The organism is Veillonella parvula, assembly GCF_018378075.1.
Lineage (GTDB): Bacteria > Bacillota > Negativicutes > Veillonellales > Veillonellaceae > Veillonella > Veillonella parvula_K.
In genome coordinates this window covers 1-23,658 of record NZ_JAGZYE010000005.1, presented here as the reverse complement: position 1 = coordinate 23,658, position 23,658 = coordinate 1, and the positions used below count along the sequence as shown (strand labels likewise).

The window sequence follows — 23,658 nt, the reverse complement described above, 5'->3', positions numbered from 1 at the left end:
TACATATTTTCTCCAACCCTTGAGCTATGGGAAAGGCAATAGCCCAAAAGCCTCCAAAGCCACCCACCCCGCTTCGCGGGGCCGCTAAGTCGTTTTTGGGCTATCGCCTTCTCCCTCTCAGATCAGCATTATATAAAACATATATACAAATTAAATATAAATCATCACATATATATTGTAGGGAGGAGATAGGTGTATATGCGCATTATGCATATACACCTATCAATTATATGAAAATAGAAATCATTCTCTTTTACTCTGTACAAATATACAGGATTTTATATAATTAAAGTACCGACAGTAGGGTCGGCATGTCTTTTAAGGAGGTTGTAAACATTATGGAAACAAGAATTGAATATGATTCAATGGGACCAGTCGAAGTCGACGCTAGACGAATTTACGGACCTCAAACGCAACGCTCGTTCAATAATTTTAAGATCGGTGACCACCGCATCCCTATTGAACAAATCAAGGCGCTTGCGCTTGTAAAAAAAGCATGTGCTTTAACCAATGCAAAATGTGGCGCATTAACTGAGGAAAAAGCGAAACTCATCGCTCAAGTAGTAGATGAGATCGTGGACGGAAAATGGGATGATGAATTTCCGTTAACCGTATTCCAAACAGGTTCTGGCACACAAACTAACATGAATGTGAACGAAGTCATCGCTCACCGAGCTAAACAGTTAGATGAATCCAATCCGCTTCATCCTAACGACGATGTAAACCGCGGTCAAAGTACAAACGATACATTCCCTACGGCAATGCATATCTGTGCATACTTTGAAATTACAAAACGCGTAATTCCTGCATTGGACGGCCTTATCGGATCCTTTGAAAAATTGCAGAAAAAAGGAAAAGGATTGCAAAAAGTTGGTCGTACCCACCTACAAGATGCTACTTTCATCATGGTAGACCAAGAAATTAGCGCCTTTGTGGACGGCCTAAAAACTGCCAAAACTATGCTCCTTCAAAATGCTGACCACCTACTCGACGTAGCACTCGGTGGTACTGCGGTCGGTACAGGTGTGAACACACCTAAGGGCTATCTAGACGTTATGGAAACTGTATTGCCAGAGGTAACAGGCGCTCCATTCCGTGTTAAGAATAACAAATTCCAAGGACTTGCTCTCAAAGATGCATTTATGATGGCTCACGGTGCACTTAACACATTAGCGACTACCCTATTCAAAATCGCTAACGATGTGCGCTTCTTAGGCTCTGGCCCTCGCTGTGGCTACGGCGAATGGCATCTTCCTGAAAACGAACCGGGCTCCTCCATCATGCCAGGCAAGGTAAATCCTACTCAATGTGAAGCTTTGACCATGGTATGCGCCCAAGTATTCGGCCACAATACAACTATGACGCTCTGTGCAGGCAGCGGTGCGTTCCAATTGAACGTATACATGCCTATCATGATCTATGACTTTGTTGAAAGCTGTCGCCTCCTCGCAGACGCTATGAACTCTTTCACAACACACTGCATCGACGGCGTAGAATTTGTACCTGAAAAACTCAACTTCTTCGTAGAACAATCTCTCATGATTGCTACATCCTTAACACCATATATTGGCTACGACAAGAGCGCCAAGGTGGTAAAAGAAGCGTACAAACGCGGTTGCTCTATTAAAGAAATCATCTTGGAAGAAAAACTCATGACCGAAGACGAATTTGCCGAAGCAGTTCGCATGAAATAAAATCTCTCTCATATCTATGACATATCTGTAACATCCTCTCATACCTCAAATGAACGGAATATAAAAGGACGCTATAGTCTTGAAACCTTCAGTACTACTTATTACTGAAGATTAGACTATAGCGTCCTTTTGAGTTTAAATGGCCATATTCTTAGAATTAATTCAAATATAGTCATTCTTCCTCATTTCGTTTTAACCGTTTATATATAAAACAATCACCGAAAAAAGATAGATTTCAGAACTAACGGTAAATGAATATGTACAAATGCTAACCTCTTTTACGTGTTAAATAGTTATAAATATAGTTCCATACCACATAGAATAAAAGTATTATGACATACGCGATAACAAAGAAATAATAGTCTACTTCATCTTCAATCAACTCTGGATTTGTGACAAGACTATATGGAATACCTATAAGTAAAAAAAGTACTAAGCCTCTCACAAAATAATTATAAATTTTTAAAAACATATATTTACTCTCAACATAAAAGCTATATATTCACAACATAACTAAAAATTTTAATTCTAATATATCACAATTATTATATAAGTTTATATAATAAAAGAGGTATTGTATGTGAAGTACAATACCTCTTTAACATTCTAACCAATAAACCAATAAATTACGCCACTCCATCAAAGAATGTAATAACCGTAATTTCTCGTGGACAGTTAATACGGATTGGGAACCAGTGTCCTGTACCATTATTAACGTAGCATACGCTTTGTTCTTCTACATAGCGACCTTTTGTATATGGTGTGCCTAATGGTACTAATGACATACCCATGAATACGATTTGACCTCCATGGGTATGTCCAGATAGAGTCAACGGAATCTTTCGTTCAATAGATTCTTCGAAGAATTCAGGGTGATGAGCCAATAGAATAACAAAGGCATAGTCTGGAATTCCGGACAAAGCTTTGTTAATCATGGCTTCCCTGTTGTCCTTTTTACGATCGTTATCGTACGCAACGCCCGCAATATATACAGGTTGTTTGCCGCCCATGATTTGAATATTACTATTCACGAGAATATTCATAGGTGTATTTCGTTTAAGTGCGTCAAGTACCTTATTTACATCGTGATGATACTCGTGATTTCCCAAGATAAAGTCAACCCCATCTGGGATTTGTTTTGCAAAGATTGTCAGTCTTTCACAGACTTGCGGCAACCATGCAAGTTTATCAATGAGATCGCCAGTGATAACAACGCGATTAGGTTTTTGTAAAAGCGCTAGTTTCAGGATTTCATCAAAGTCATCTAAGTCGATACTCGGTCCTATATGAATATCACTAAGTTGAACAATTTTATAGTTTTTCAAACCAGGTGGTAGGTTCGTGTAGCCAAAGCTTTCATGAGTTACCACTACCTCTTGTTGACCCGCAAAGGCAGCATAGCTAGAGCCACCAATAGTAGCCAACGGCACTATAGTTGCAGCAGTTCTAAAGAAGGCGCGACGGCCTGTTCTATTTTCCTCTGGTGTTTTGCTCCAAATCTTATTGATTGTCCAATATAATAGACTAAGTATGATAAATACAGGAATCGCTAGGAATACGCCAAAGAGGAATCCGTAGCTTTCAGTACGGAACATATTCATCAAAGGATAGTACATCGTACCATATAAATCCACTTGATTGAGTATATAGTATCGGATAGCCGCGAACCACGCACCGATAATGATTATATAGCCCACCCAGGCTGGCCATTTCTTTTTAGGCTTCCACAAGTTGAGGAATAGAGCCCAAAATCCTACCAGACCTATTGCGAGGATGGCAGAAAAAATGATATTAAATAGAATTCTCATTCATTGCTCCTACAAATTACTTTGCGATTTCCGTCAGTTTACCATGAGGTCCCGCCCAAGCATAGTCGGAGAACTCATCACGCTTGATGAGCATCCAGTCCTTTGGCAATTGCTGTTGGATATCTGCAATCGATATATTATTAGCATCCCCTGTGTACGTTAAATCACCGCGGAATGCTTTCATAAACCATTTTCGGTGAGAGAAAACATGTGTTATTTCTTTCACAAGTACTGGTTGCAAAAATAGATCAAATCCAAGGGCCTGAACTAATTCCTCAAGGCCTCGTTCTCCATCCTCAAAGGCAGATACCATTTCCACAGATGGGAATTCCCACATGGATCGTAAAAGTCCACGGTTCGGCCGTTTATGCAATAAATAATAGCCTTTATACTGCAAGATCCCCACAAATAAAGGCACCTCTACTACCTTTGTTTTCTTGATGCGCACAGGTAGTTTATCTGTATCCTTATGTTGGTATGCTTCGCACATATTTACAATAGGACATTCGCCACAGCGGGGTGTCTTTGGAATACATACGGCAGACCCAAAGTCCATCAAGGCTTGGTTAAAGTCGCCAGGTCGATCATGAGGCAAAGTCTCCTCTACGATAGCCGTAATAGCCTTTTTACCTTTAGTACTCAAAATATCATCAAAGATGCGATATAACCGAGCATAGATGCGCAGTACATTGCCATCTACAGCCACCTCTGGTTCATTGTACGCCATGGATAGCACAGCCCCTGCCGTATAAGAACCTACGCCCTTCAAGGACTCCATGGTCTTACGGTCATGAGGCACGATACCGCCGTAATTTTCAACGACGTCCTTTACGCCAAGACGCAAGTTACGAGCACGACTATAATAGCCAAGCCCTTGCCATGCGTGAACTACCTCATCTTCGGAGGCCTTTGCCAAATCCTCCAAGGTTGGAAATAGACGCATCCAGTTATCATAATAGGGTTTCATTGCCTCAATGCGGGTCTGCTGACTCATCACCTCGGAAACCCAAATCTTATAAGGGTCCCCACAACCGCGCCACGGCAACTCCCGTTTATGTACATCATACCACGCCAATAGCTGTGGCACCCACTTTGGGTTCTTTTTATCAGTCATATTACCTCAATATATTATAAATTTAGGAGTCTAGTACCACTTTCACGGCTACATACTCCCTATTTTATACTCCAATACCCACCAGATAACGATTTTAACGTTAAATTGTAACAAATCGTACATTCATCATCCATTAATATACAGATCGATGCGCGCCAAGTGTTCGCTTTCAAGAACAGTATCAACAGTGGTCAAATCCATCTTATCCACCATATTATTATCTCGTCCAAACACGATAGGTCCTTTTAATTTCTTACCTTCTAACAACATCGGCAACCATCTGCGGTCACCATCCCACATATGTTCATAAGGAATTTGATTTGGTTCTAGCCAATGAGGCTCCATTTCGTCTGTTTCCTCTACATCGCCTGTGAAAGCACGCAAGAAATACACATAGCTTACGTGCGTTAAGCTTTCATCAAAAGGAAATTGAAAATCAAAAGCCGCTACACATTCTAAGTCTTCGACACGTCCTTGAAGGCCAGATTCCTCATAGAGTTCGCGAATGGCACACTCTCGGAAGCTTTCACCATCATCAAGTTTACCACCGAAACCATTATATTTATTAGCCCCAAAACCACGCTTCTTACGCCCTAACAATATACGATTTTGTTCATCAATGGGAAATACGAGTGTCGTTGGTTTCATAGGATCTCCTTAATTACAAAAATAACACACTATTATTATACCATTATTTCATGTACGAATGTGCTAGTTGTGGTATGATTAAGAGTATAGAATTTCTTACAAGGGAGGAGGCACATGATGAACAAACCACTTAGATTTAATATCGAATTAGGACGGACAAAGCCCGTCAATATTCGCAATGAACAAGTGCGTTGTCCCTTCTGTGATCGTTCCAAATTAACGGATATTCTCGATACATCAGGCCATATTATATGGCTCATGAACAAGTATCCTGTATTAGAAAAAACTTGGCCTACCGTCATCATTGAAACGGAAACCGACGAAGGCGAATTTTCCACCTTACCTACAGATGAAGCCGCCCATATTCTCCAATTTGGTCTCGATAAATGGCGCGAAACTCGTCAGCGTAAAGAGTTTAAATCCGTACTGTTCTTCAAGAATTATGGCTATATGTCCGGTGGCTCTATTCGCCATCCTCACAGCCAAATCATAGGCCTTGAGAATTACGATTACCATAAAGATATTACGGTGCAAAATATGGAGGGTTGGCTCTTGCACGAGGATCAAGATGTACGCATCACCTTGTCTACCCATCCGATTATCGGGTTCTTTGAGTACAATATTCGCTTCAAACCAGATGCGCCGGTTCGTGCTGTAGCCCTTCGACTACAGCAAATTCTGCGCTATGTATTGCATAGTGTAGCAAACTTTAGCCAGTCCTATAATTACTTTGTATATAATCTTGAGGACGGCTATGATTACATCAAGGTAGTGGCGCGCTATGTAACGACACCCCTCTATGTAGGATACAAAATACCACAAACTTGCGATGAGGGACGAGCTGCTAAAATCAAGCACGATATTACGCCTTATTTTCAAGCTACTAAATAGCTCTAACCATATACCGTACATAATTTGATATATAATTTTATATATGGTTTAACCATACATATTTGAAAGGATTTTTATGAAAGTATTTGCCATCGGCGACCTCCATCTATCTGGCAATCCTCCCACAAAGCCGATGGATATTTTTGGTCCTCACTGGAATGATCACTGGGCCCGCATCAAAGAGCATTGGAATGCCAATGTAAGCGATGAAGATATCGTTTTTCTCGTAGGTGACATGAGCTGGGCTCTCCGCCTTGAAGAAGCGGCCTGCGATTTACAAGAAATTGCATCTCTACCTGGTAAAAAATATATGATTCGCGGCAACCATGATTATTGGTGGGCATCGGCGAACAAGATGCATAATCTCATGGGCGACGCTATTACCTTTATACAAGGTCACGGCACCGCAGAACTCATCCAAACCGAAGAAGGTCCGCGCCTTATTGCATTCGGAGGAACGCGTGCCTACCTCTGTCCTGGAGACTCCCACTTCTCTCCGGAAACAGACCAATCCATTTACGATAGAGAATTGATGCGTACCGAAGCGGCACTTCAAGAAATGGATAAAGCAATACATAAAGTGCTTGAAGAACTCAGGACGGAAACAAACGTCACAGATATGACCTGTTCTAAAAAATCCTATTCATCAACATCTGATTCAATTACAACATCTAGTTTAATTATAGATATAGAGAATATTCCAGTAACCAAATTATTGTTGCTACACTACCCTCCATTCAACGAGTCCAACGCCCCTTCGGGCTTTACGGACCTCATGGAGCAATATATGGTAGATATCTGTATCTTTGGCCACTTACACGATCAAATTTCCTTTAACCGGATTCCAAAGGAATTCGGTACGACAAAACTAGAGTTGGTATCTGCAGACTATCTAGACTTCAAGCTAAAGCAAATTATTTAAGGAGAGACCATGAGTCGCATTCATAAAGAACATTTACAAGCCGGCTATATTTTTGGTGACACCGTCAACCAAGAATATATATACTTACCTTCTGGTGAGGTGGGCACGGATCATCCGTTAGCTGTCCTAGAAACACCAACGAAGCGCGAAGATATTACATTGGACGAAGCCGTCCATATGATTGATACCCTAACGCTAAAACGTTGTAGCCACCCTACACTAGGTAAAAAATCATTTTAATAACGCAATTAATAATGCAATTAATTGAACAAAGGAGGCTGTTTATCACAGCCTCCTTTGTTTTTTCTTTAGTTTATACAAGAACTATTTTGTTGTCTTCCTTTTAGTGTAAAAGGTTATTTCAAGACAAGTAATTACTTCGCATTACGATCGATATGACTACCGTAAACATCTCTGTAATCATTAGTTTGCTTATTGTCTTTATTGTTTACACGAAGTCGTTCTACCTTATGACGGTCATTGTCTTTACCAGAGATTCGATCCACACGAGTACGATCCAAGTCACGAAGACGAGCCAATTCAGGATTAAATTCGTTAATCGCACGCCCCATTTTGCCATCAATTGGAGCACCCAATTGTAAAGCACGGTAAATGATCGCGGCATACTCATAACGAGTCATCGCACGATCGCCTTTAAATTCGCCATCAGGATAACCTTCAACAAGACCTTTATCAGCCAAGTCTTTTACATATTCATAAGCCCAATGATTAGCTGGTACATCAGGGAAGTTCACATCTTTCTTGTCATACTGAGGTGCCATTCCCATGGATACCTTCATTTGTTGAATCTCTACATTTTGGGCTTTTACAATGGCCTTTAAGTCTTGAACCTCTTTAGCCAAAGCTACTCTAGAAGTAGATACACCATTTTTTTGACCTAATTTCAATGAAACGCCGGCATTGACCATGTTTTCACCGTTACCCATGGATCCAGCTACGCTGAACATAGTGTCTTCATTTGGTCTGTAGAAAGCACCTAATGCCATCGCATTTTCACCGGCATAGTTACCGTAACCAGCCGCAAAATTCCATTTATCATCAGGATCAAAATCCAATGGATGAATAGCCGCTAATGCAGCCGCACCAGCACCAACTTTTCCTATTTTGCTATTTAATAGGTTCACACCATTACTAATACCGCTAGTAGCTTGATACAATTGGCTACCGTTAACGGCATCTTTAGATGTAGCGGATACTTCACCATCGGCTACATTAGTGATTTTATTGCCACCATTATTTAGACCTTTATTGTCCAAAGAAACATTACCAAATTTAACTTTATCTACAGATACTTTGTAATCAGTACCACCAGCAGCATTTGTGCTTGTAGTTACAGTTACATTATTACCTGCAGAAATGCTAGTATGTTTTTTAGCTTCTTTTAATGCTTCTGTGGCTAAAGTCTTATTATATTCAATACGACGTTCATGACTTTCGATACGCTCACTATGATTTTCAATTCGAGCATCATGATTATCAACACGATTATCTAAATAATCTAAACGCTTATCTTGATTGTCAATACGTTTTTCTTGATTATTCATACGTTCAGTTTGATTTTTTAATTGAATGTCATGATTTTAAATTTGATCTTCATGACGAAGTAAATCAGCATCTTGACGAAGATTTTCTTTAGTTAAACGAGTAATTTGATTATCATGATTTACAATTAATTTATTATGTTTTTCTAATTCTTGACTATGTCCATTTAAAATATCTTCATGTTTTTGTAAGACATCTGTATGATCTTTTAATTTTCGTTCATTGTCGGCAATTTTTTCTTTATTTTTATCGATTTCATTAATATTATTTTGAATTAATGTATTGTGATTATTAAGAATTCCGCCCACTGTATTTGCTACTGCATATAATTGACTACCATTTATAGCATCCGTGCTATCAGAAGATACTTTCCCAGATGCTACATTAATCACTTGACGTTCTTTACCAGATGCACCAACACTCGTAACACCGTTACGAGCTGACCCTACCCCAGCAAAGCCGGAATAGTTAATACCATTTATATTAGCTTGTGTTTCTGTTGTGGCAACTCTATCGGTAGATGCATTTCCTAAGAGAACACTATTTCCTTGTGTCGACGTCACATTACTGCCCAGTACATATGTATTTGCCTGTGCTACGTTATTTCTAACCCCAAAAGCACCAGAATCAATGCCAGAGACAGAATTACTGCTACCAATTCCAACTCCACCACGTGCAGTAATCGTATTACCTGCACCTACTGCAACAGCATTTGCAGCACCAGCATTAGCATTATTACCCATAGCAGTTGCACTCTCGTCAGCTTTTGCATTATAACCAACAGCTACTGAACGATTTCCCTTTGCTCTAGCATCATTACCATATGCTGAAGAGAAATTACCGGATGCCTCAGTATTAAAGCCAGTAGAGGTACTTGAAATACCATTAGCCTTTGTACTATTACCAACCGCAGTAGAACCTTCAGCAGATGCTTTCGCGGATGAACCAAAGGCATTTGAATTACGTCCAGAAGAAACAGATCCATGGCCTATTGCAGTGGCATTCTCGCCTTCCGCCCGTGCACTCCGACCGATAGCATTAGTATTATTAGCGGTTGCCTGCGCACTTCGTCCGATAGCCAGTGAGGTTCCACCAGATGCGGTAGATGACTGACCTACAGCAGTTGAATACGAACCGGATACCGTATTTCTGAAGCCTACTGCCAAACTATGGTCACTGGTAACCGTGTTTTCATCACCAAAGTGACGTGAATACTCTGTCGGATTTCCTTGTGCTTCTACATGTAATACAGTTCCCGTCCCTAACGCAAGTAGTATTGCCAATGATAATGCAACTTGTTTGCTTTTCATCGTTTACTATTCCTCCCTACATCTAAAATTATAAATACAACGGATAATATATTATCATTTATAATATATATTCAACAAAACTCAGCATAAAATACGTCCGTTATTAAATAATGTATTATCATTATCCTTAACTATTATTGTACTTTAAATATTAAATGAAGTAAACGAAATTTTTAATAAAATCGATAAAAATATCAATTTTATCGATAAATAAAAATTCTACCAAATTCATCATACTATAAATTAATAGCATAATAACAATATAAGGAGATAAGATTTATCTTATCTCCTTATATTGGCTATATTAACTATATTCATTATATTAGCTATACTAATTATTCTAGTTATATTGTTTGCTTTAGCTAGAATACTTAGAATAGCTATATTAGTTATTCTAACTATTCTAGTTATATTAACCTATTAGCCCAAGAATCCTCCATGGCCCATAGCTATACAATCTTTTTTGGTGATTTCATCATCTGCGATGAGGCGTGGCACGAGTTCATCAAAGGCAGTTGGTTTACTGAACAATACACCACCTGGTACACCAAGGATTGGTGTGCCATCTGCACAGTAAGCAATGCAAACCATGGACCCTGGTAATACAGGTAATCCATAGGTAACAACGTGATCTGCATAGCGTTTAATCGCGCCTGGGGTGAGATCATCTGGGTCTACACTCATACCGCCGGTACAGAAAATGATATCCGCACCCGCCGCTTTCACCTTGTCGATAGCCGCCACGATATCATCCGTATTGTCTGTTACAATTTCATGAGCTACCTTTGTAACGCCAAATTCAGCACAACGTTCTTCAATGATCGGGGTGAAAGCATCTTTAATACGACCTTCAAATACTTCAGAACCAGTCGTAACGATACCCATAGTTTTACGTACGAATGACTTCACATGTAGTAAAGGCTCGCCGTTAGCAATTTTCTTTGCCTCCTCTACTTGTTGTTCTTCTAACAACAATGGAATACAGCGCATGCCTGCTAGTTTATCACCAGCTTTCACAGGTGTATTATTAAATCTCGTTACAATAGTCAGTTCACCAATGCTATTGATAGCGTGTAAGCGTTCCACATCAACCTTGAAAAGACCATCTACATCTGCAATGGCTTCAATTTTACCTTGCGCCATAGGGCCATCGTGCATGTTTTCGCCGCCTGCCATATGGTACAAAGCACGAGCTACATCCTCTTCGTGCAAGAAACCTTCATCTTCTGGTTCCATCACAAAGATATGCTCCTTACCAAGGTCTAATAACTTTGGAATATCCTCTTCTGTGATAACATGGCCACGGCGGAAGGGCGTGTCTTTCACCTCACCGATGACGATTCTTACAATATCGTGTAATAATGTGTGCCCTACGGCATCTTGTGTTCTAATAGATTTCATAATATCTCCCAAGTCATTAATAATAAAATACACTATGATATAACATCAAAATGTATTTAATACTATTATTCAATGTTAATATGTTTAAATACTACAGAGTAGACGCACTACTAGCATACCAACCCAACAGAGGATTAAGCCCCCTACGACTTGTACTACACCGTACCATAATGCTTGTACATAGGATTCAGCCATCATAAGCTGTAGCATTTCAAAGGCAAAGGTTGAGAAGGTGGTAAATGCACCTAGCCCACCTACAACGAGGAAAAATCTCGCCCACTGAGGTAGATCTGGCTTTTGCATATAAAGGCCTAAGACTAAACCGATAATGAGGCAACCAACGAGGTTTACTACTACCGTACCATACGGAAAAGAGCTGACCTTTGTCATAACCCATTCACCGAGAGCCATACGGCATAAGGCCCCAGTGGCGCCACCGAGGGCAACGGCTATGTATTTTTCCATAGTGCCTCCTTTACTTACGATAACATACTAGATGTTATGATCACATTACTATAGCATACATGTAATACTACTTTCACAATTCGTGTAATTATCTGTAATAGCCGATAATTATCTACTTTTCTATATTAGTCAGACGCTAACAATCTCAGTATACTATATTTAGAGAGTAGGGAAAAGGAAGGAGTCCCTATGAACCCCTCGGCTACACCGCTCACCGAACTGCGGATCAACACGTACGAAGACCCGTTTTTACAACATCAATATGTTTGTTTAGGTCATAAAATCGCCATTATTCGTGTGTCCCTAAATATGTCTCAACAAGAGTTAGCTCGTCACATTGGTATCAGTCGTAGTTATTTAAGTAAATTAGAATGTGGTACAGGCATCTCGGGCATGTCTTTAGAAATTCTTTTTAAAATCGCTCAAGCCTTTCAAATCAACGTAAGTCAGCTCGTAAGACTGCGTGTTATAGATTATAAAAACTGTAATGCGCACCTAACATCACACTATAAACGGCTAGAGTTTCTGAACCACACCAAGAGAACGTCTCGAAACCAAACAAAAGCAAACTAATCTAATGATCTAATATAGCTGTTAATTAAGTACAACAAATGATAACTACCTTATATTAAGATAATCTATATTAAATTTGGATTAGATATTCAAAATAATAATCAAAAAAGCTCCACCATTGGCGGAGCCTCTCATATGTCATTATGCCCATTGCATCAGCATCAGCATCAGCAAACATTATACTTCATTAAGTTTTTTATGCTGTACTTCCGCATTTGCTTTTTTGAAGATAAATGCATTGTTGATATGCTGACGCATAGCCGTTTCTGCTGCTACTTCGTCGTGGCGTTCAATAGCGTCTACGATTTGGTCATGTTCATCATCACAGTCATGTGTACGTACAGCATTGAAAGAACTGATGTACATGTCGCGATTTACGCGTTCACGGAAACCTGCTAAATAATCTACAATGCGTTCATTGCCAGAGTAATGAGCAATCATTGTATGGAATCGGCTGTTTACATCAACACGTTCTGTGGCATCTTCAATTTCATGCATTTCTTTACAAAGGGTTCTTAGCTCTTGTACTTGCTCAGGTGTAGCATGACGAGCACATAATCTAGCACCAAGTCCTTCCATTACTTCACGAACTTGGTAAAGTGCTACGATTTCTTCTGGCGTGTCAGCTTTTACAGTAACACCTTTCCAAGGAACGATAACTACGAGATTATCTTTAGCCAATTTGCGGAATGCCTCACGCACAGGTGTAGCACTCACTTGTAATTGTTCTGCAATCTTTACTTCGTTAAGCTTCTCTTGAGGCATCAATTCGCCTGTTAAGATAGCTGTTTTTAATGTTAAATATACTTGTTCACTGAGAGGTAATCTTTCGATAGAATCCACTGCGGACAATTTGTATTTATCTTTTGAACTTTGTCTTCCCATTACTAGCCCCTAAACCTTACTAACCATTCATGCTTTCAGACTTTCAAAGAACGGTTAAAATGAGTATAATATAGTATACAACATATCTTAGACAGTATGTTGTGCGAAATTAAGTGCATACATTACAATTATAGAACTCATCATTAAGACTGTCAATTTAACTATAGATAATAGCTATATCTCATTTTTGAAAGTAAGGAAGTATACTATGAGCCGTTGTTTGATTATCATCAACCCTGTCTCAGGAGGCGGTGCAGCGCGCCGTTACGCCCTCGATTTACAATGGAAATTGAGTACCTTGTTCGAAACGATTGAGGTCAAATTCACCAGAGGTGAAGGCGATGCTACACGTTTCGCTAAGAACGCTTGTGAGCGCGGGTTTGATGCCGTATTCTGCATGGGTGGTGACGGCACTGTTAACGAAACCGTTAATGGTATTGCCCAAGGTGGATTCTCCTGTACCTTTGGGTTTATCCCCGTTGGTACAGTAAATGATATGTCTCGTGCGCTCGGTATTCCCCAAAATCCAACACAAGCTATCAGGCGTATCGATATCAATGAAACTCGAACCATTGATATCGGCCGTTGTAATGATCGGTATTTCTGCAATAACATTGCAGCTGGCGTTATTCCTAAAGTTGTAGATGAGGTTACACCAAAGGAAAAAAGCATACTCGGCCCTCTCGCGTATTTCTTGAGAGCAGGCCAAGCATTGTTCACTACAAAGGACTACACGTACCGCATCAAAACAGAGGATGACGATTTCATTTGCAAATCTCCTCTCGTTTTAGCCCTACTTACCAATGTAGTCTCTAGCTTTGAGCGTTTTATGCCACAAGCCTCAGTAGATGATGGTTATATGCGTATCATTATCTTCAAGGAATATTTTATCCTCGATATTCTCAGCGTATTACCACTCATTATCAGTGGTGCCATCTATAATTCTCGTTATACAACGACATTAACGGTGAAAAAAGCTCATATCGAACTTCTATCTGACGTCGATGATTTATCGACCAATATGGATGGTGATGCGGGTCCGGATATGCCTGTGGATATTGAAGTATTGCCACGCGTACTCAAAGTATTTGCACCTGCAAAACACAAAAAGAAAAAAGCCTTAAATCTGCCTAAACTACCACATATATAACAAGTAATTGGTAACACAAAAGCTCTCTATCAAAAGATAGAGAGCTTTTGTGTTTATTAGTTTATAAGAATCTATGTACATTAGTCCACGATGATTGCATCATGCAAGCGGAAGCTATAAATATAGCATGCTTTCACGGGCATCCCCGTCAATCGCTGCAAGGCCTCTTTATAGAGGTCCATTTGGATTTTATATCGTTTAATGAGTTCTTCTCCGGATGTAACGCGATCCGTTTTGTAATCTACGAGAACCCATTCGCCATCCTCCTCAAAGGCCGTATCAATAATACCTTGAAGGAACAGATTTTCCCCGTCCTCTAAGGTGTCGTATACGCGTTTTCCTTCAAAGAGCATGCTAAACGGCAACTCTCGCTCGATACGTTTTGCATTGATAAGGCGCTTACCAAGATCAGAGCTAAAAAATTTATACAAACTCGTATCGCTTAATAAATTCCGTTCTTCCTCTGTAAAAGTCCCATTCGCCACCAGTGCATCGAGTTCTTTCGTCAAAGAAGCTTGCGTATACGTCACAAGAGGTAGCCATTGCATAGCCTCATGCATCAAGGTCCCCCATTGAGCACCGGTTAATACATCATCTTCAGACTGTAATGCTTGTGGCTTTCGACCGAATACGGAGTTTGCTAGGTCATCTGCTGAAACTTCTACCGTTGCGATTGGTTCATTCAAAGTATCAATAGTTCCTGCTTCAAGTTCTCGTTCTTGGAATCGTCGTTTTAATTCACTGACAGAAATTTTTGCGGTTCGGCGAGTAGCATCATTGTACGGATAGCTATAGTTGAAGCGGTCCACGATTTCCTGCGGTAATTCTACGGAATTAACAGCTTTTAACTCACGCACCTTGTTGATGGTTGTCTCGTCGATATCCGCTTTGTAATCGAGATCACCATAAAGAGAGCCATCATGGATTTCAACCTTTAAACGGCACTGTTTATCCGGTAAATCAAAATAAGTTGGCCCTTCGTACTCAATGGCTACGCGCAATGGATTGCCACCATCTAAATGACGAGCAAAGCCCATAATCATCCAGTCTAGATAGGTATTAGCTTGTGTAATAATATCTGTCGGTAACTGTTGAGTTTCTACGGAAGCCGCATTTTTAATGAGCTCACCTATGGTGCTTAACACACCTTTAGAATTTTTAAAGCCTTTAATAAAGCCTGTCATGAACAGCTTATCTCGTGCCCGTGTCAAAGCAACATAGAGAATGCGCTGCTCCTCCGCCTTGAGGGCCGCTTCTTTTACGTCTTTCACATAAAACCAAGGCATGGTCGGGAAGGATACTCGAATATCTGGGAAATACCCTTTCAAACCAAGACCTGCATTTTTATCGATAAGAAGTTCTGAACGCAAGTCCATCATGTTGAATCGCTTTTGTACACCAGATAGGAATACTACAGGGAATTCAAGGCCCTTGCTCTTATGGATGGTCATGAGGCGCACCACATTATCCGCCTCGCTCACCACATTGGCAAGAGGCATATCTTGGTTGCTGTCGCGCAAGCTTTCCACAAAGCGCAAGAACCTAAAGAGCCCACGGAAGCCAGAGGCTTCATAGCCCTTGGCTCTATCGTATAAGGCGAGCACATTGGCACGGCGAACGAGGCCATTCGGCATAGCTCCCACATAATTTACATAGTCTTGAGATTCGTAAATATCCCACAACAAGTCGGTCACACCGTGACGACGCGATAAGGTGCGCCACCTTTCCATATGTCCAATAAAGGCCAATAAACGCTCATCTTGAACCTCTTCTGCATAGGCTGGCATAAGAGACCATAAGGAGCCCTCACCAGACAGACGCAATGCACCTAGTTCGTTGGCATCAAGGCCTACGAGGCCAGAGTGCAACACGGCAGCCATCGGCAAATCTTGTTCAGGATTATCTATGATGGATAACAATGCCAATAAGAGTTGAATCTCTTGGGCTTCAAAGTAACCATCTCGCTCATTTACAACTGCAGGAATTCCCGCTTGCCGCATGGCTTCTACGGCACGCGTCCCCCAGCCCGCTAAGGATCTGCGCAAAATAGCAAAGTCTCGCCACTCGATTTGACGGAATGTGCCATCTGGATTTTGCACCTGTTTCTTAGCAGCATGGATTTCTTTGATTTTTTGAATGATGAAATCTAGCTCACGCTCGTTGTTTTCAGGATCATCTCCTTCGTCCTCGTCGCTTTCACCAGCACCAAGGGTATCCTTACTCACATCTAAGAGTTGCAATTCCACGTCACCACCGACCCAATCCTCTGGCGCATCCTCTACGATGCGGCCAGGAATGAGCGATTCAGCCTCTGTGTAATTGAGCTCTGCCGCGTCTTCCGTCATAATTTGGTAGAACAAGAAGTTCGTAGCAGCCAAAATATTTGCGTCAGATCGGAAGTTTTTCGCCAAGTCGATACGTCTCTCTACGGCATCATTACCCCCATAGGTGTTGTATTTCTCCATAAATAGAGAACTATCGGCCATACGGAAGCTATAAATAGCCTGCTTCACGTCCCCCACATAGAACCTATTATCGACGCGAGAAATCAAGTTGATAATCGTCTCTTGCACGCCGTTCGTATCTTGGTATTCATCGACCATGATTTCTTTGAACGTATCTTGCAGTTCCTTTGCTACTTCAGATGGCTTAGGCTCATCCTCTGTGCCAGGCTCAACGAGAAGGGCCAAGCATAGATGCTCAAGGTCGCTAAAATCCATGATGCCTTGCTCTTGTTTCATATCCCGATACGCTTGGTGGAACGCAATTGTGAGTTCTACTAACCCTTCTATGATTGGATATTGAGCCTTGAACTGGTCTTGCAAGGTAGCTTCCGGAACGGTAAATATAGCGGTTTGCATAGCTTTGAGGTCATCTTTATTTTGACCACCCAAAGATTTAAACTCTGCCACCAATATAGGATCATAGGCTTGCGCCTCTTTTGAACCCATGCGGAACTGATCTTTAATAAAGGTATCTATATGTTTACAAACTTCGCCCATGTCGTCCCAAGTTTGAGCCGCTGAAAGCATGCCTAGTGCAGCCAGTTGATTATCGTATATGTTTTGCCATTTGTGAGGCCCTGTCGGATCGAGCAAGATTTGTTCCATCCGCTCTAAGCGCTCACGAATACGATTGATAGTAGCTAAATGATTCGACCACATATATTCGCCCCATAACGTATCGCTAGGGTTTATGTCCATCGCCTCTTTATAAGGCTCTAAGGCTTTGCGTAACCATCCATCGGGATTGGCGAGGGACATAGCGTAGTTATACAGGGACATAATCTTCGCCGTTAAGCCTGCATCGGATTTATCATCGCTGAAGAAATCCGCTAGCTCATAGATATTATAAAGGCCCTCTTCATAGGATTTAGTTAATAAATCGGCTAATACCTCTTGTTGTAGCAATGCCATTTCTGCTTCATTGCCGATGCGCGCTGTCGGATTAATGTCGAGCTTATAGAAATAGGACCGGATTACCCATTGGCAAAAGGAGTGCAATGTAGAAATATGAGCAGAGGGCAACAGATTGAGCTGTCGTTCAAGGCGCGTTTGTAGTGCAGCATCATCTGTAGATTCCATGGCTTTAGCCAAGGCAAGGCCAATACGAGCGCTCATCTCTTGGGCCGCAGCCTTTGTGAAAGTTACAACCATGAGTTCTTGAACAGATAAGGGATTATCCATGTCCTTAAGGCGCGTAATAATGCGTTCTACAAGAACCGCGGTCTTACCTGAACCGGCAGCAGCCGCAACAAGTAAGGTCTGATTATCTAAGGAGGAATCCTTAGGCGCTATAATAGCAGACTCCTGCTCTGGCGTCCATTTAACACCCATGGTTTTCACCTCCTTCGTTGCTATTATTTCTGTCGTTTAAGACCTCTTTCATCCGTTCTAATGCATCATCTTCGGACAATCTAGACAAATAATTATATCGATTACGGCTAGAGTCAAAGCGACATACCGTTCTGTAGTCGCAGAATGTACAAGGTCTAAGGCCATTCAATTGATATGGCTTAATCGGGAACTGCCCTTCCCCAATGTGACGACCCGTCTCAGCCATCACGTGATTTGTATAGCGGTACATTATGTCAAATTCACCTGTAGACTTAACCTTCCGCAAATCTCTGCTAGAAATGGTTTGATCTTTTTTCGTAGCAATCGGCACATAAGGCCCTCGCTTAGATCCATAGGACAAGAACTTATTGTCAATATGCGTCAACAACTCTATATCATCGGAGAAGTACCCACTGTTTTGCCAAGCATCGCTTTCATTAGCCAACGAAACGGCATCTTCATAAGATATAGGCGCATCAGCAGGGATTTTAGGGTTCTTCACGTAAGAGTAAACCACCGCCGCAGGGGACATAAATCCGCCATGTGTTTTACCATAAGCGGACTCCAAAGCCAACAGATAGGTCATGAGTTGCAGTTTAAGTCCATAATACACATCTTGGGCCGTCACATGAGCACCACCCGACTTGTAGTCGATAACCATGCCATAGGTTTGATCATCCCGTGTATATTCGTCAATGCGGTCAATTTGACCGATAAGTCGCAAGTAACGGTCTTCACCAAGAGGGACCCGAATAGGATCCCAGCCACCTTGACGACCAAAATCTTGCTCTAAATACTTCGTATCAAAATCGCTGCGCTTAGACCACTCTATGAGGCGGTCTACCGTCACATGTAATGTTCTCTGTACACGCTGTTCAATGGCCTTTTGGTAGGCATCGCTCGTTTCTTCACCTAGCTGATTTTCTTGCAAGATTTCGTCTGCCACAGTACGGCATAGATTTTCTTGTTCCTCTTCGTCGAGGTCACGCCATTGTTTGTTATTTTCTAGTAGATAATTACCTAAGCGCTCTAAATTAGCATGCAAGAACGTACCGATTTCAGGAGCTCCAAAGGAGCGTACTGGACGCGGTTCTAGTTTCAAACCATATTGGGCATAGAACTTAAACGGACATTGTTGGTATCGTTCAAGGCGCGTCACAGAACCAGACATGTAGCCCTTAGACAAGAATAGACCATTCACTAAATCCTGCGTTATGACAGGCACATCGTTGTTATCTCGAATGCCACGTGACACCTCCGCTAAACGAGGACGATAGGTTTCGCTTTCACGAGCCCAATTATAGAGGCCCCACCAAAGAGGATTAACCTCATAACCACTAAAGAGCGCACCCCAACGCTCCGATAACAATGACAGACTTTGAAGCGGGCGCCACATGTAATCTGCCTCTGTATCAGGTGCAATGGAGAGAGGAATATCTACTGCCTGATCTACGTACCCAAGAGATTCTAATCGCTTTACAACGAGGGATGGCTCAAGACCTGTTCCATCCTCACCAGAGCCCGCATAGGACAAGGTCAACGAATCGGATGCCCGTGTCATGGCGAGATATAATAGGAAATTCTCGTTGAAAGCCTTCGGCAAGGCCCCTTCTGCTAAGGTAATGCCAGCATCGGCCAATTCTTGACGCTCCTTATCCTTGATGAGGCCTTCATCGCCCATACTTTGAGGGAATACGCCTTGGTTGAGGCCCATTACGAACACCTTAGGCCACCACTGGCTGTAACCACGTTCGATAGTGGTAATCACCACATGGTCTAAAGACGGCGGAATCATAGAGTAATTTACATCGCTAAGGCCTTCTTCGAGGAGGAGCATCATCTCGTCCAGAGTCAATATTTCATCCTTCATGACCATAGAAATTTCGTCTATAAAGGAAAGAACCGCATTATACATCTGTTCATGACTAGCTTTGGATTCTTGATCACCTATAGTTTCTGCGTCCTTCGCCCATTCATAGAGCCGCTCTGGCACTTGTAAGATTTCTAATAAACCATAAAGTTGTGTACCCCACTCAGCCCCTGTATGACCCTCCGCATTAGCAGCAAAGTCAAACCATGGAGATAATATATCCATAATGGTTTCTCTTGCTTTGTTAACACGTGCTCTGCGTGGTGCATCTACGTGGCTCTCTTCATCTTGCCCCTCATGAAAGCCTCGTAGGTACGGCCAGCTTTCACGTTCCCATTTATAATGGTCGATACCAAACTCGAGAACGTAGTTCTCTAACTCATCTACAGCCTCACGAGTAAGCGGCATCAAGTCCGTCTTGAGCAATAGAAACATGCTGTCCCGACTATAGTTATGACGCACGATATCAAAGAGAGCCGACAATAGCTCACCTAATGGATGGTTTTTCATAGGCCGCTGACGGTCGATAAAGTGCGGAATGCCGTAGCGAGCAAAAACCTTTTCTAAAGTGTCACCATAGGTTTCAGACTCGCGGAGCATGATACATACATCTCGGTAACGAGCCTCTTCAGATGATTCTATATAGGCTAAAATACGACGAGCCACCGCATCGGCTTCGCGTTCCCTGTTATAGCCTCGAATAAGCGGAATCGTTGCATCTGTAGTATTTTTCTTACTAGGGCTAGCAAAATAATTAGCCTCTAGCTCTTGAACGATTTGAGGGCCTCGTTTCCCATCAAAGCCAACCCAGTTGATACTAGAGCCATAACGAGCAACTAAGGTGTCGTAAATCTCTAAAGGGCGGCTGAAAAGATGCTCCCCTCGACGAGCTAAATTTAACGCCTTTGGGGCCATCGGTAAATCGATAGTAATAACGGCTTCCTTTGCCAAGTCAAACAAGGTATAAATCAACTCGTAGTGTGTGGGCGTAAACCAATGAAAACCATCGATAAAGACGTGGCTATTCTCCATGAGAGGAGATTGTGGCAAAGCCTCTACGATTTCCATGATAGGATCGATGTCGCGCTCCCCATGATGACTGAGTTCCTCTTCATAAGCAGACATACAGATAGCTAGCTCGCGTAATTTCTTTTGTAATACATTATTTTTAACAGATTCTGCCCCTCGTTCTAGGTCAGCAGGGCCTACACGAAAGGCGCGGAATTCAGAAAAGAGCTGTTGCAATACGGAGGAAAACTCAGGCCGCTTTGTAGCCTGTTCTAACAGCCCCAGTTCCTTTTGCTTTCGTTTCATTACAAGGCGCAACAACATAGACCGGCCAAAGCTTGATAAACTTGATTGACCAGCCCCTTTTGAGCCTATCGATTGATATACCTGATAACCCAAACGCCCAAAGCCTACGACACGAACCGTAGTAAAGCCTTTTTCAGGCATAAATTCAGCTAGCTCCCGTTCTACCCGATAGGTGGCAGGTTCAGGAACAAGTAAAATTATTGGTTCCCCTGGACAATCTGTCATGACCTGACGTATGCGCTCATATACGGCACGTGTCTTGCCTGATCCAGCCCGTCCATAATAGACGCTAATACTCATGAGACCTCCCTAGTGAAACTTTCACCATCTCAATTGATGTAATTCACAAATGTATGTTGCTCATATCATTTAACGCATTAGATATAACACTACACAAATTAGTTGTAGCACTATACGAATTAGATATAGCATTAAACGAAATTTTTCGATATAATAAATTACTATACTGATTATTATTATATAGTAATATGACATTCTATGGCTAATTGTACAATATTTGACTCATCTGATTATATTTATTTATAATTAAGATAATATTTTATATTTTATTTACAATTAGCATGAATTCCTATATAATACAAGTTAGTATCTGTGTTATTTGTAAAATCATGTATTTAGGAGTAAATTATTATGAACAAAAAACATTTAGCAACTGCTTTTGCAGTATTTGCAGCTACAACAATGTCTTTCTCTGCTTTTGCTGCAACTATCGATGCTAATGCACGCGCTTATGAACGTGCTTCAGCAGAGCAATATTCTTATCCTGCACCACAAGCGGCTACGCCAGCTTACCAAACTAGTTATGCCACAAGTGCACCACGTCCTGGTTACAAACCATTGCCAGCAGTGCCTTATACAGCAGGCGATATGGCTCAACAAATGCCTGTATCTAAAGAATTAGGTGATCCAATCTTTGTGGCACCTCAAACAACAGCTGTAGGTCTTCAAATCATGGATCCTATCCCTACTGAAGCCCAACCTGTATACCAAGAAACTGTAAACTCCGTAACAGCTAATGGCAACGGCAGCTCCTACGTTTCTCGCTACAAAGCTAACCAATTGAATGCGTTTGACTTATTATTAAATGGCAAAACTTATACATATGACTTGCCTGCATACACTAATGGCTACCAAGTTAAAACTGCTAGCTCTTACAACCGTGCTGGCAACGGTGTTGCGAATGTATTCTCTACAAACGTAATCACTGAAGCAGTTGTAAATAACAACTCTTTGCGCATCACTGTAAACATGACTCAACCAACAGCTGTGGCAGCCGCTAAATTGCGTTCCATGCAACAATCTGGTCAAGTAGCAAGTGGTGAAGTAGCTGCATTGTTCGCTTACAATGAAAGCTATGATGGTGTAAAACAAGCAGCTCATTACGATATCTTCAACAACAACGGTCGTTACATTGTTGTTAAATCCGGTGCTGTAACTGTACCAAATGGTGCGCAACACCCTTACGCAACTGCATTATTCGCAGTAACTGAAGACACTGTAGCAGCTGTAACCGTATCTGGCAACACTGCTGAAGCTTCTGATTTAGTAAAAGGCACTGCATACGCAATTGCACAATCTGCTAAGGTGTCCAATAACAAAGTATCTACTAAATCTAAAAAATAATTCGTTACGAATGAATGATCTGACAACCACTCTATTACCACTGGCTGCCCCCTACTCGGGGGCTTTTATTTTGCCTATTTTACCGGCTCACCCGTAAACGGGTCGGTATACTCTTTAAAGTTTAATGTATCTTGTGCTATATCTTCTTGTAGTTGATTGCGAATATACTCTTTTATCGCTCCTTCATATCGTCCTACCGTATCCACATAATATCCTCTACACCAGAAATGTCTATTTCCATACTTATATTTTAAATTTGCGTGTTTGTCGAATATCATGAGGCTACTTTTGCTTTTTAAATACCCCATAAAACTCGATACACTTAAATGTGGTGGAATCGTTACTAGCATATGGATATGATCCGGACAGCATTCCGCTTCGATAATCTCTACATTTTTTCTTTTACATAAATCTCTTAGAATTTTACCTACATCAGCTTTTATCCGACCATAAATTATTTGTCTTCTATATTTTGGAGCAAAAACAATATGATATTTACATCTCCATTTACTATGTGATAAGCTTTTTACGTCATTCATTGACATTGAACCTCCTATGTTGAAATGTTGT

The 23,658-nt window shown here is 41.4% G+C and carries 16 protein-coding genes and 1 pseudogene; 7 read left to right on the top strand and 10 right to left on the bottom strand.

The genetic code is table 11. The features are described from left to right. The first annotated feature begins 338 nt into the window (after positions 1-338). Positions 339-1,694 (top strand): class II fumarate hydratase, encoded by a 1,356-nt coding sequence (locus KH286_RS05680; RefSeq protein WP_278617740.1) that lies wholly within the window; start codon positions 339-341, stop codon positions 1,692-1,694. A 626-nt stretch (positions 1,695-2,320) separates the two neighbouring features. Here KH286_RS05680 and KH286_RS05675 read toward each other — a convergent pair. The 3 genes from KH286_RS05675 to KH286_RS05665 form a co-directional block, all read right to left on the bottom strand. Further along, a complete protein-coding gene (locus KH286_RS05675; protein WP_278617739.1) occupies positions 2,321-3,502 on the bottom strand; it encodes a metallophosphoesterase in 1,182 nt (393 codons plus the stop codon). Between the two features lie 16 nt (positions 3,503-3,518). Then, positions 3,519-4,616, bottom strand: coding sequence for an A/G-specific adenine glycosylase (mutY, locus tag KH286_RS05670; RefSeq protein ID WP_278617738.1), 1,098 nt, complete (start codon positions 4,614-4,616; stop codon positions 3,519-3,521). 126 nt (positions 4,617-4,742) lie between these two features. Further along, positions 4,743-5,264: an 8-oxo-dGTP diphosphatase gene (locus KH286_RS05665; protein WP_058948160.1), complete on the bottom strand. Its 522-nt coding sequence runs from the start codon at positions 5,262-5,264 to the stop codon at positions 4,743-4,745. Positions 5,265-5,381: 117 nt separating this feature from the next. Between KH286_RS05665 and KH286_RS05660 the strand changes: the two genes are divergently transcribed. The 3 genes from KH286_RS05660 (at position 5,382) to KH286_RS05650 (ending at position 7,317) form a co-directional block, all read left to right on the top strand. Next, positions 5,382-6,155 carry a DUF4931 domain-containing protein gene (locus KH286_RS05660; RefSeq protein ID WP_281782483.1) on the top strand — a complete coding sequence of 258 codons (774 nt, stop codon included), beginning with the start codon at positions 5,382-5,384 and terminating at the stop codon, positions 6,153-6,155. A gap of 76 nt (positions 6,156-6,231) precedes the next feature. Next, the gene (locus tag KH286_RS05655) at positions 6,232-7,077 is read left to right on the top strand and encodes a metallophosphoesterase (RefSeq protein WP_278617736.1); all 846 of its coding nucleotides are present in this window, start codon (positions 6,232-6,234) and stop codon (positions 7,075-7,077) included. Positions 7,078-7,086: 9 nt separating this feature from the next. Then, positions 7,087-7,317, top strand: a complete 231-nt coding sequence (locus KH286_RS05650; protein WP_008602207.1) for a hypothetical protein — start codon at positions 7,087-7,089, stop codon at positions 7,315-7,317. A gap of 134 nt (positions 7,318-7,451) precedes the next feature. Here the strand turns inward: KH286_RS05650 and KH286_RS09595 are convergent. From KH286_RS09595 to crcB, 3 genes and pseudogenes are all read right to left on the bottom strand, one after another. Beyond that, positions 7,452-9,950, bottom strand: a pseudogene (locus tag KH286_RS09595) (S-layer homology domain-containing protein). Between the two features lie 420 nt (positions 9,951-10,370). Then, positions 10,371-11,351, bottom strand: a complete 981-nt coding sequence (locus tag KH286_RS05635) for a molybdopterin-binding protein (RefSeq protein WP_278617733.1) — start codon at positions 11,349-11,351, stop codon at positions 10,371-10,373. Between the two features lie 84 nt (positions 11,352-11,435). After that, positions 11,436-11,816: a fluoride efflux transporter CrcB gene (crcB, locus tag KH286_RS05630; RefSeq protein WP_101928541.1), complete on the bottom strand. Its 381-nt coding sequence runs from the start codon at positions 11,814-11,816 to the stop codon at positions 11,436-11,438. Positions 11,817-12,005: 189 nt separating this feature from the next. Between crcB and KH286_RS05625 the strand changes: the two genes are divergently transcribed. Beyond that, a complete protein-coding gene (locus KH286_RS05625) occupies positions 12,006-12,389 on the top strand; it encodes a helix-turn-helix domain-containing protein (protein WP_278617732.1) in 384 nt (127 codons plus the stop codon). Between the two features lie 177 nt (positions 12,390-12,566). Here the strand turns inward: KH286_RS05625 and KH286_RS05620 are convergent, their stop codons facing one another. Further along, entirely contained in the window at positions 12,567-13,274 is a 708-nt protein-coding gene (locus tag KH286_RS05620; RefSeq protein ID WP_004694848.1) for a GntR family transcriptional regulator, read from the bottom strand. A gap of 208 nt (positions 13,275-13,482) precedes the next feature. Here KH286_RS05620 and KH286_RS05615 point away from each other — a divergent pair, with 208 nt between their 5' ends. After that, positions 13,483-14,424 carry a diacylglycerol/lipid kinase family protein gene (locus KH286_RS05615; protein ID WP_004694845.1) on the top strand — a complete coding sequence of 314 codons (942 nt, stop codon included), beginning with the start codon at positions 13,483-13,485 and terminating at the stop codon, positions 14,422-14,424. An 80-nt stretch (positions 14,425-14,504) separates the two neighbouring features. On the opposite strand, the gene addA is transcribed toward KH286_RS05615, so the two are convergent. Together addA and KH286_RS05605 are read right to left on the bottom strand one after the other, a co-directional pair. Further along, the gene (addA, locus tag KH286_RS05610; RefSeq protein ID WP_278617731.1) at positions 14,505-18,260 is read right to left on the bottom strand and encodes a helicase-exonuclease AddAB subunit AddA; all 3,756 of its coding nucleotides are present in this window, start codon (positions 18,258-18,260) and stop codon (positions 14,505-14,507) included. Further along, complete coding sequence (locus tag KH286_RS05605) at positions 18,250-21,744, bottom strand: PD-(D/E)XK nuclease family protein (RefSeq protein ID WP_278617730.1); 3,495 nt, start codon at positions 21,742-21,744, stop codon at positions 18,250-18,252. The genes addA and KH286_RS05605 overlap by 11 nt, the downstream gene beginning before the upstream one ends. A gap of 351 nt (positions 21,745-22,095) precedes the next feature. On the opposite strand from KH286_RS05605, the gene KH286_RS05600 reads away from it, so the two are divergent. Further along, the gene (locus KH286_RS05600) at positions 22,096-23,088 is read left to right on the top strand and encodes a hypothetical protein (protein ID WP_004694840.1); all 993 of its coding nucleotides are present in this window, start codon (positions 22,096-22,098) and stop codon (positions 23,086-23,088) included. A gap of 74 nt (positions 23,089-23,162) precedes the next feature. On the opposite strand, the gene tnpA is transcribed toward KH286_RS05600, so the two are convergent. Further along, a complete protein-coding gene (tnpA, locus tag KH286_RS05595; RefSeq protein WP_038125930.1) occupies positions 23,163-23,627 on the bottom strand; it encodes an IS200/IS605 family transposase in 465 nt (154 codons plus the stop codon). Positions 23,628-23,658 lie beyond the last annotated feature (31 nt).

Excerpts from the sequence above, each read along its gene's own strand:
- KH286_RS05680 (WP_278617740.1), top strand. The coding sequence starts at position 339 with ATGGAAACAAGAATTGAATATGATTCAATGGGACCAGTCGAAGTCGAC.
- KH286_RS05675 (WP_278617739.1), bottom strand. The coding sequence starts at position 3,502 with ATGAGAATTCTATTTAATATCATTTTTTCTGCCATCCTCGCAATAGGT.
- mutY (WP_278617738.1), bottom strand. The coding sequence starts at position 4,616 with ATGACTGATAAAAAGAACCCAAAGTGGGTGCCACAGCTATTGGCGTGG.
- KH286_RS05665 (WP_058948160.1), bottom strand. The coding sequence starts at position 5,264 with ATGAAACCAACGACACTCGTATTTCCCATTGATGAACAAAATCGTATA.
- KH286_RS05660 (WP_281782483.1), top strand. The coding sequence starts at position 5,382 with ATGAACAAACCACTTAGATTTAATATCGAATTAGGACGGACAAAGCCC.
- KH286_RS05655 (WP_278617736.1), top strand. The coding sequence starts at position 6,232 with ATGAAAGTATTTGCCATCGGCGACCTCCATCTATCTGGCAATCCTCCC.
- KH286_RS05650 (WP_008602207.1), top strand. The coding sequence starts at position 7,087 with ATGAGTCGCATTCATAAAGAACATTTACAAGCCGGCTATATTTTTGGT.
- KH286_RS05635 (WP_278617733.1), bottom strand. The coding sequence starts at position 11,351 with ATGAAATCTATTAGAACACAAGATGCCGTAGGGCACACATTATTACAC.
- crcB (WP_101928541.1), bottom strand. The coding sequence starts at position 11,816 with ATGGAAAAATACATAGCCGTTGCCCTCGGTGGCGCCACTGGGGCCTTA.
- KH286_RS05625 (WP_278617732.1), top strand. The coding sequence starts at position 12,006 with ATGAACCCCTCGGCTACACCGCTCACCGAACTGCGGATCAACACGTAC.
- KH286_RS05620 (WP_004694848.1), bottom strand. The coding sequence starts at position 13,274 with ATGGGAAGACAAAGTTCAAAAGATAAATACAAATTGTCCGCAGTGGAT.
- KH286_RS05615 (WP_004694845.1), top strand. The coding sequence starts at position 13,483 with ATGAGCCGTTGTTTGATTATCATCAACCCTGTCTCAGGAGGCGGTGCA.
- addA (WP_278617731.1), bottom strand. The coding sequence starts at position 18,260 with ATGGGTGTTAAATGGACGCCAGAGCAGGAGTCTGCTATTATAGCGCCT.
- KH286_RS05605 (WP_278617730.1), bottom strand. The coding sequence starts at position 21,744 with ATGAGTATTAGCGTCTATTATGGACGGGCTGGATCAGGCAAGACACGT.
- KH286_RS05600 (WP_004694840.1), top strand. The coding sequence starts at position 22,096 with ATGAACAAAAAACATTTAGCAACTGCTTTTGCAGTATTTGCAGCTACA.
- tnpA (WP_038125930.1), bottom strand. The coding sequence starts at position 23,627 with ATGAATGACGTAAAAAGCTTATCACATAGTAAATGGAGATGTAAATAT.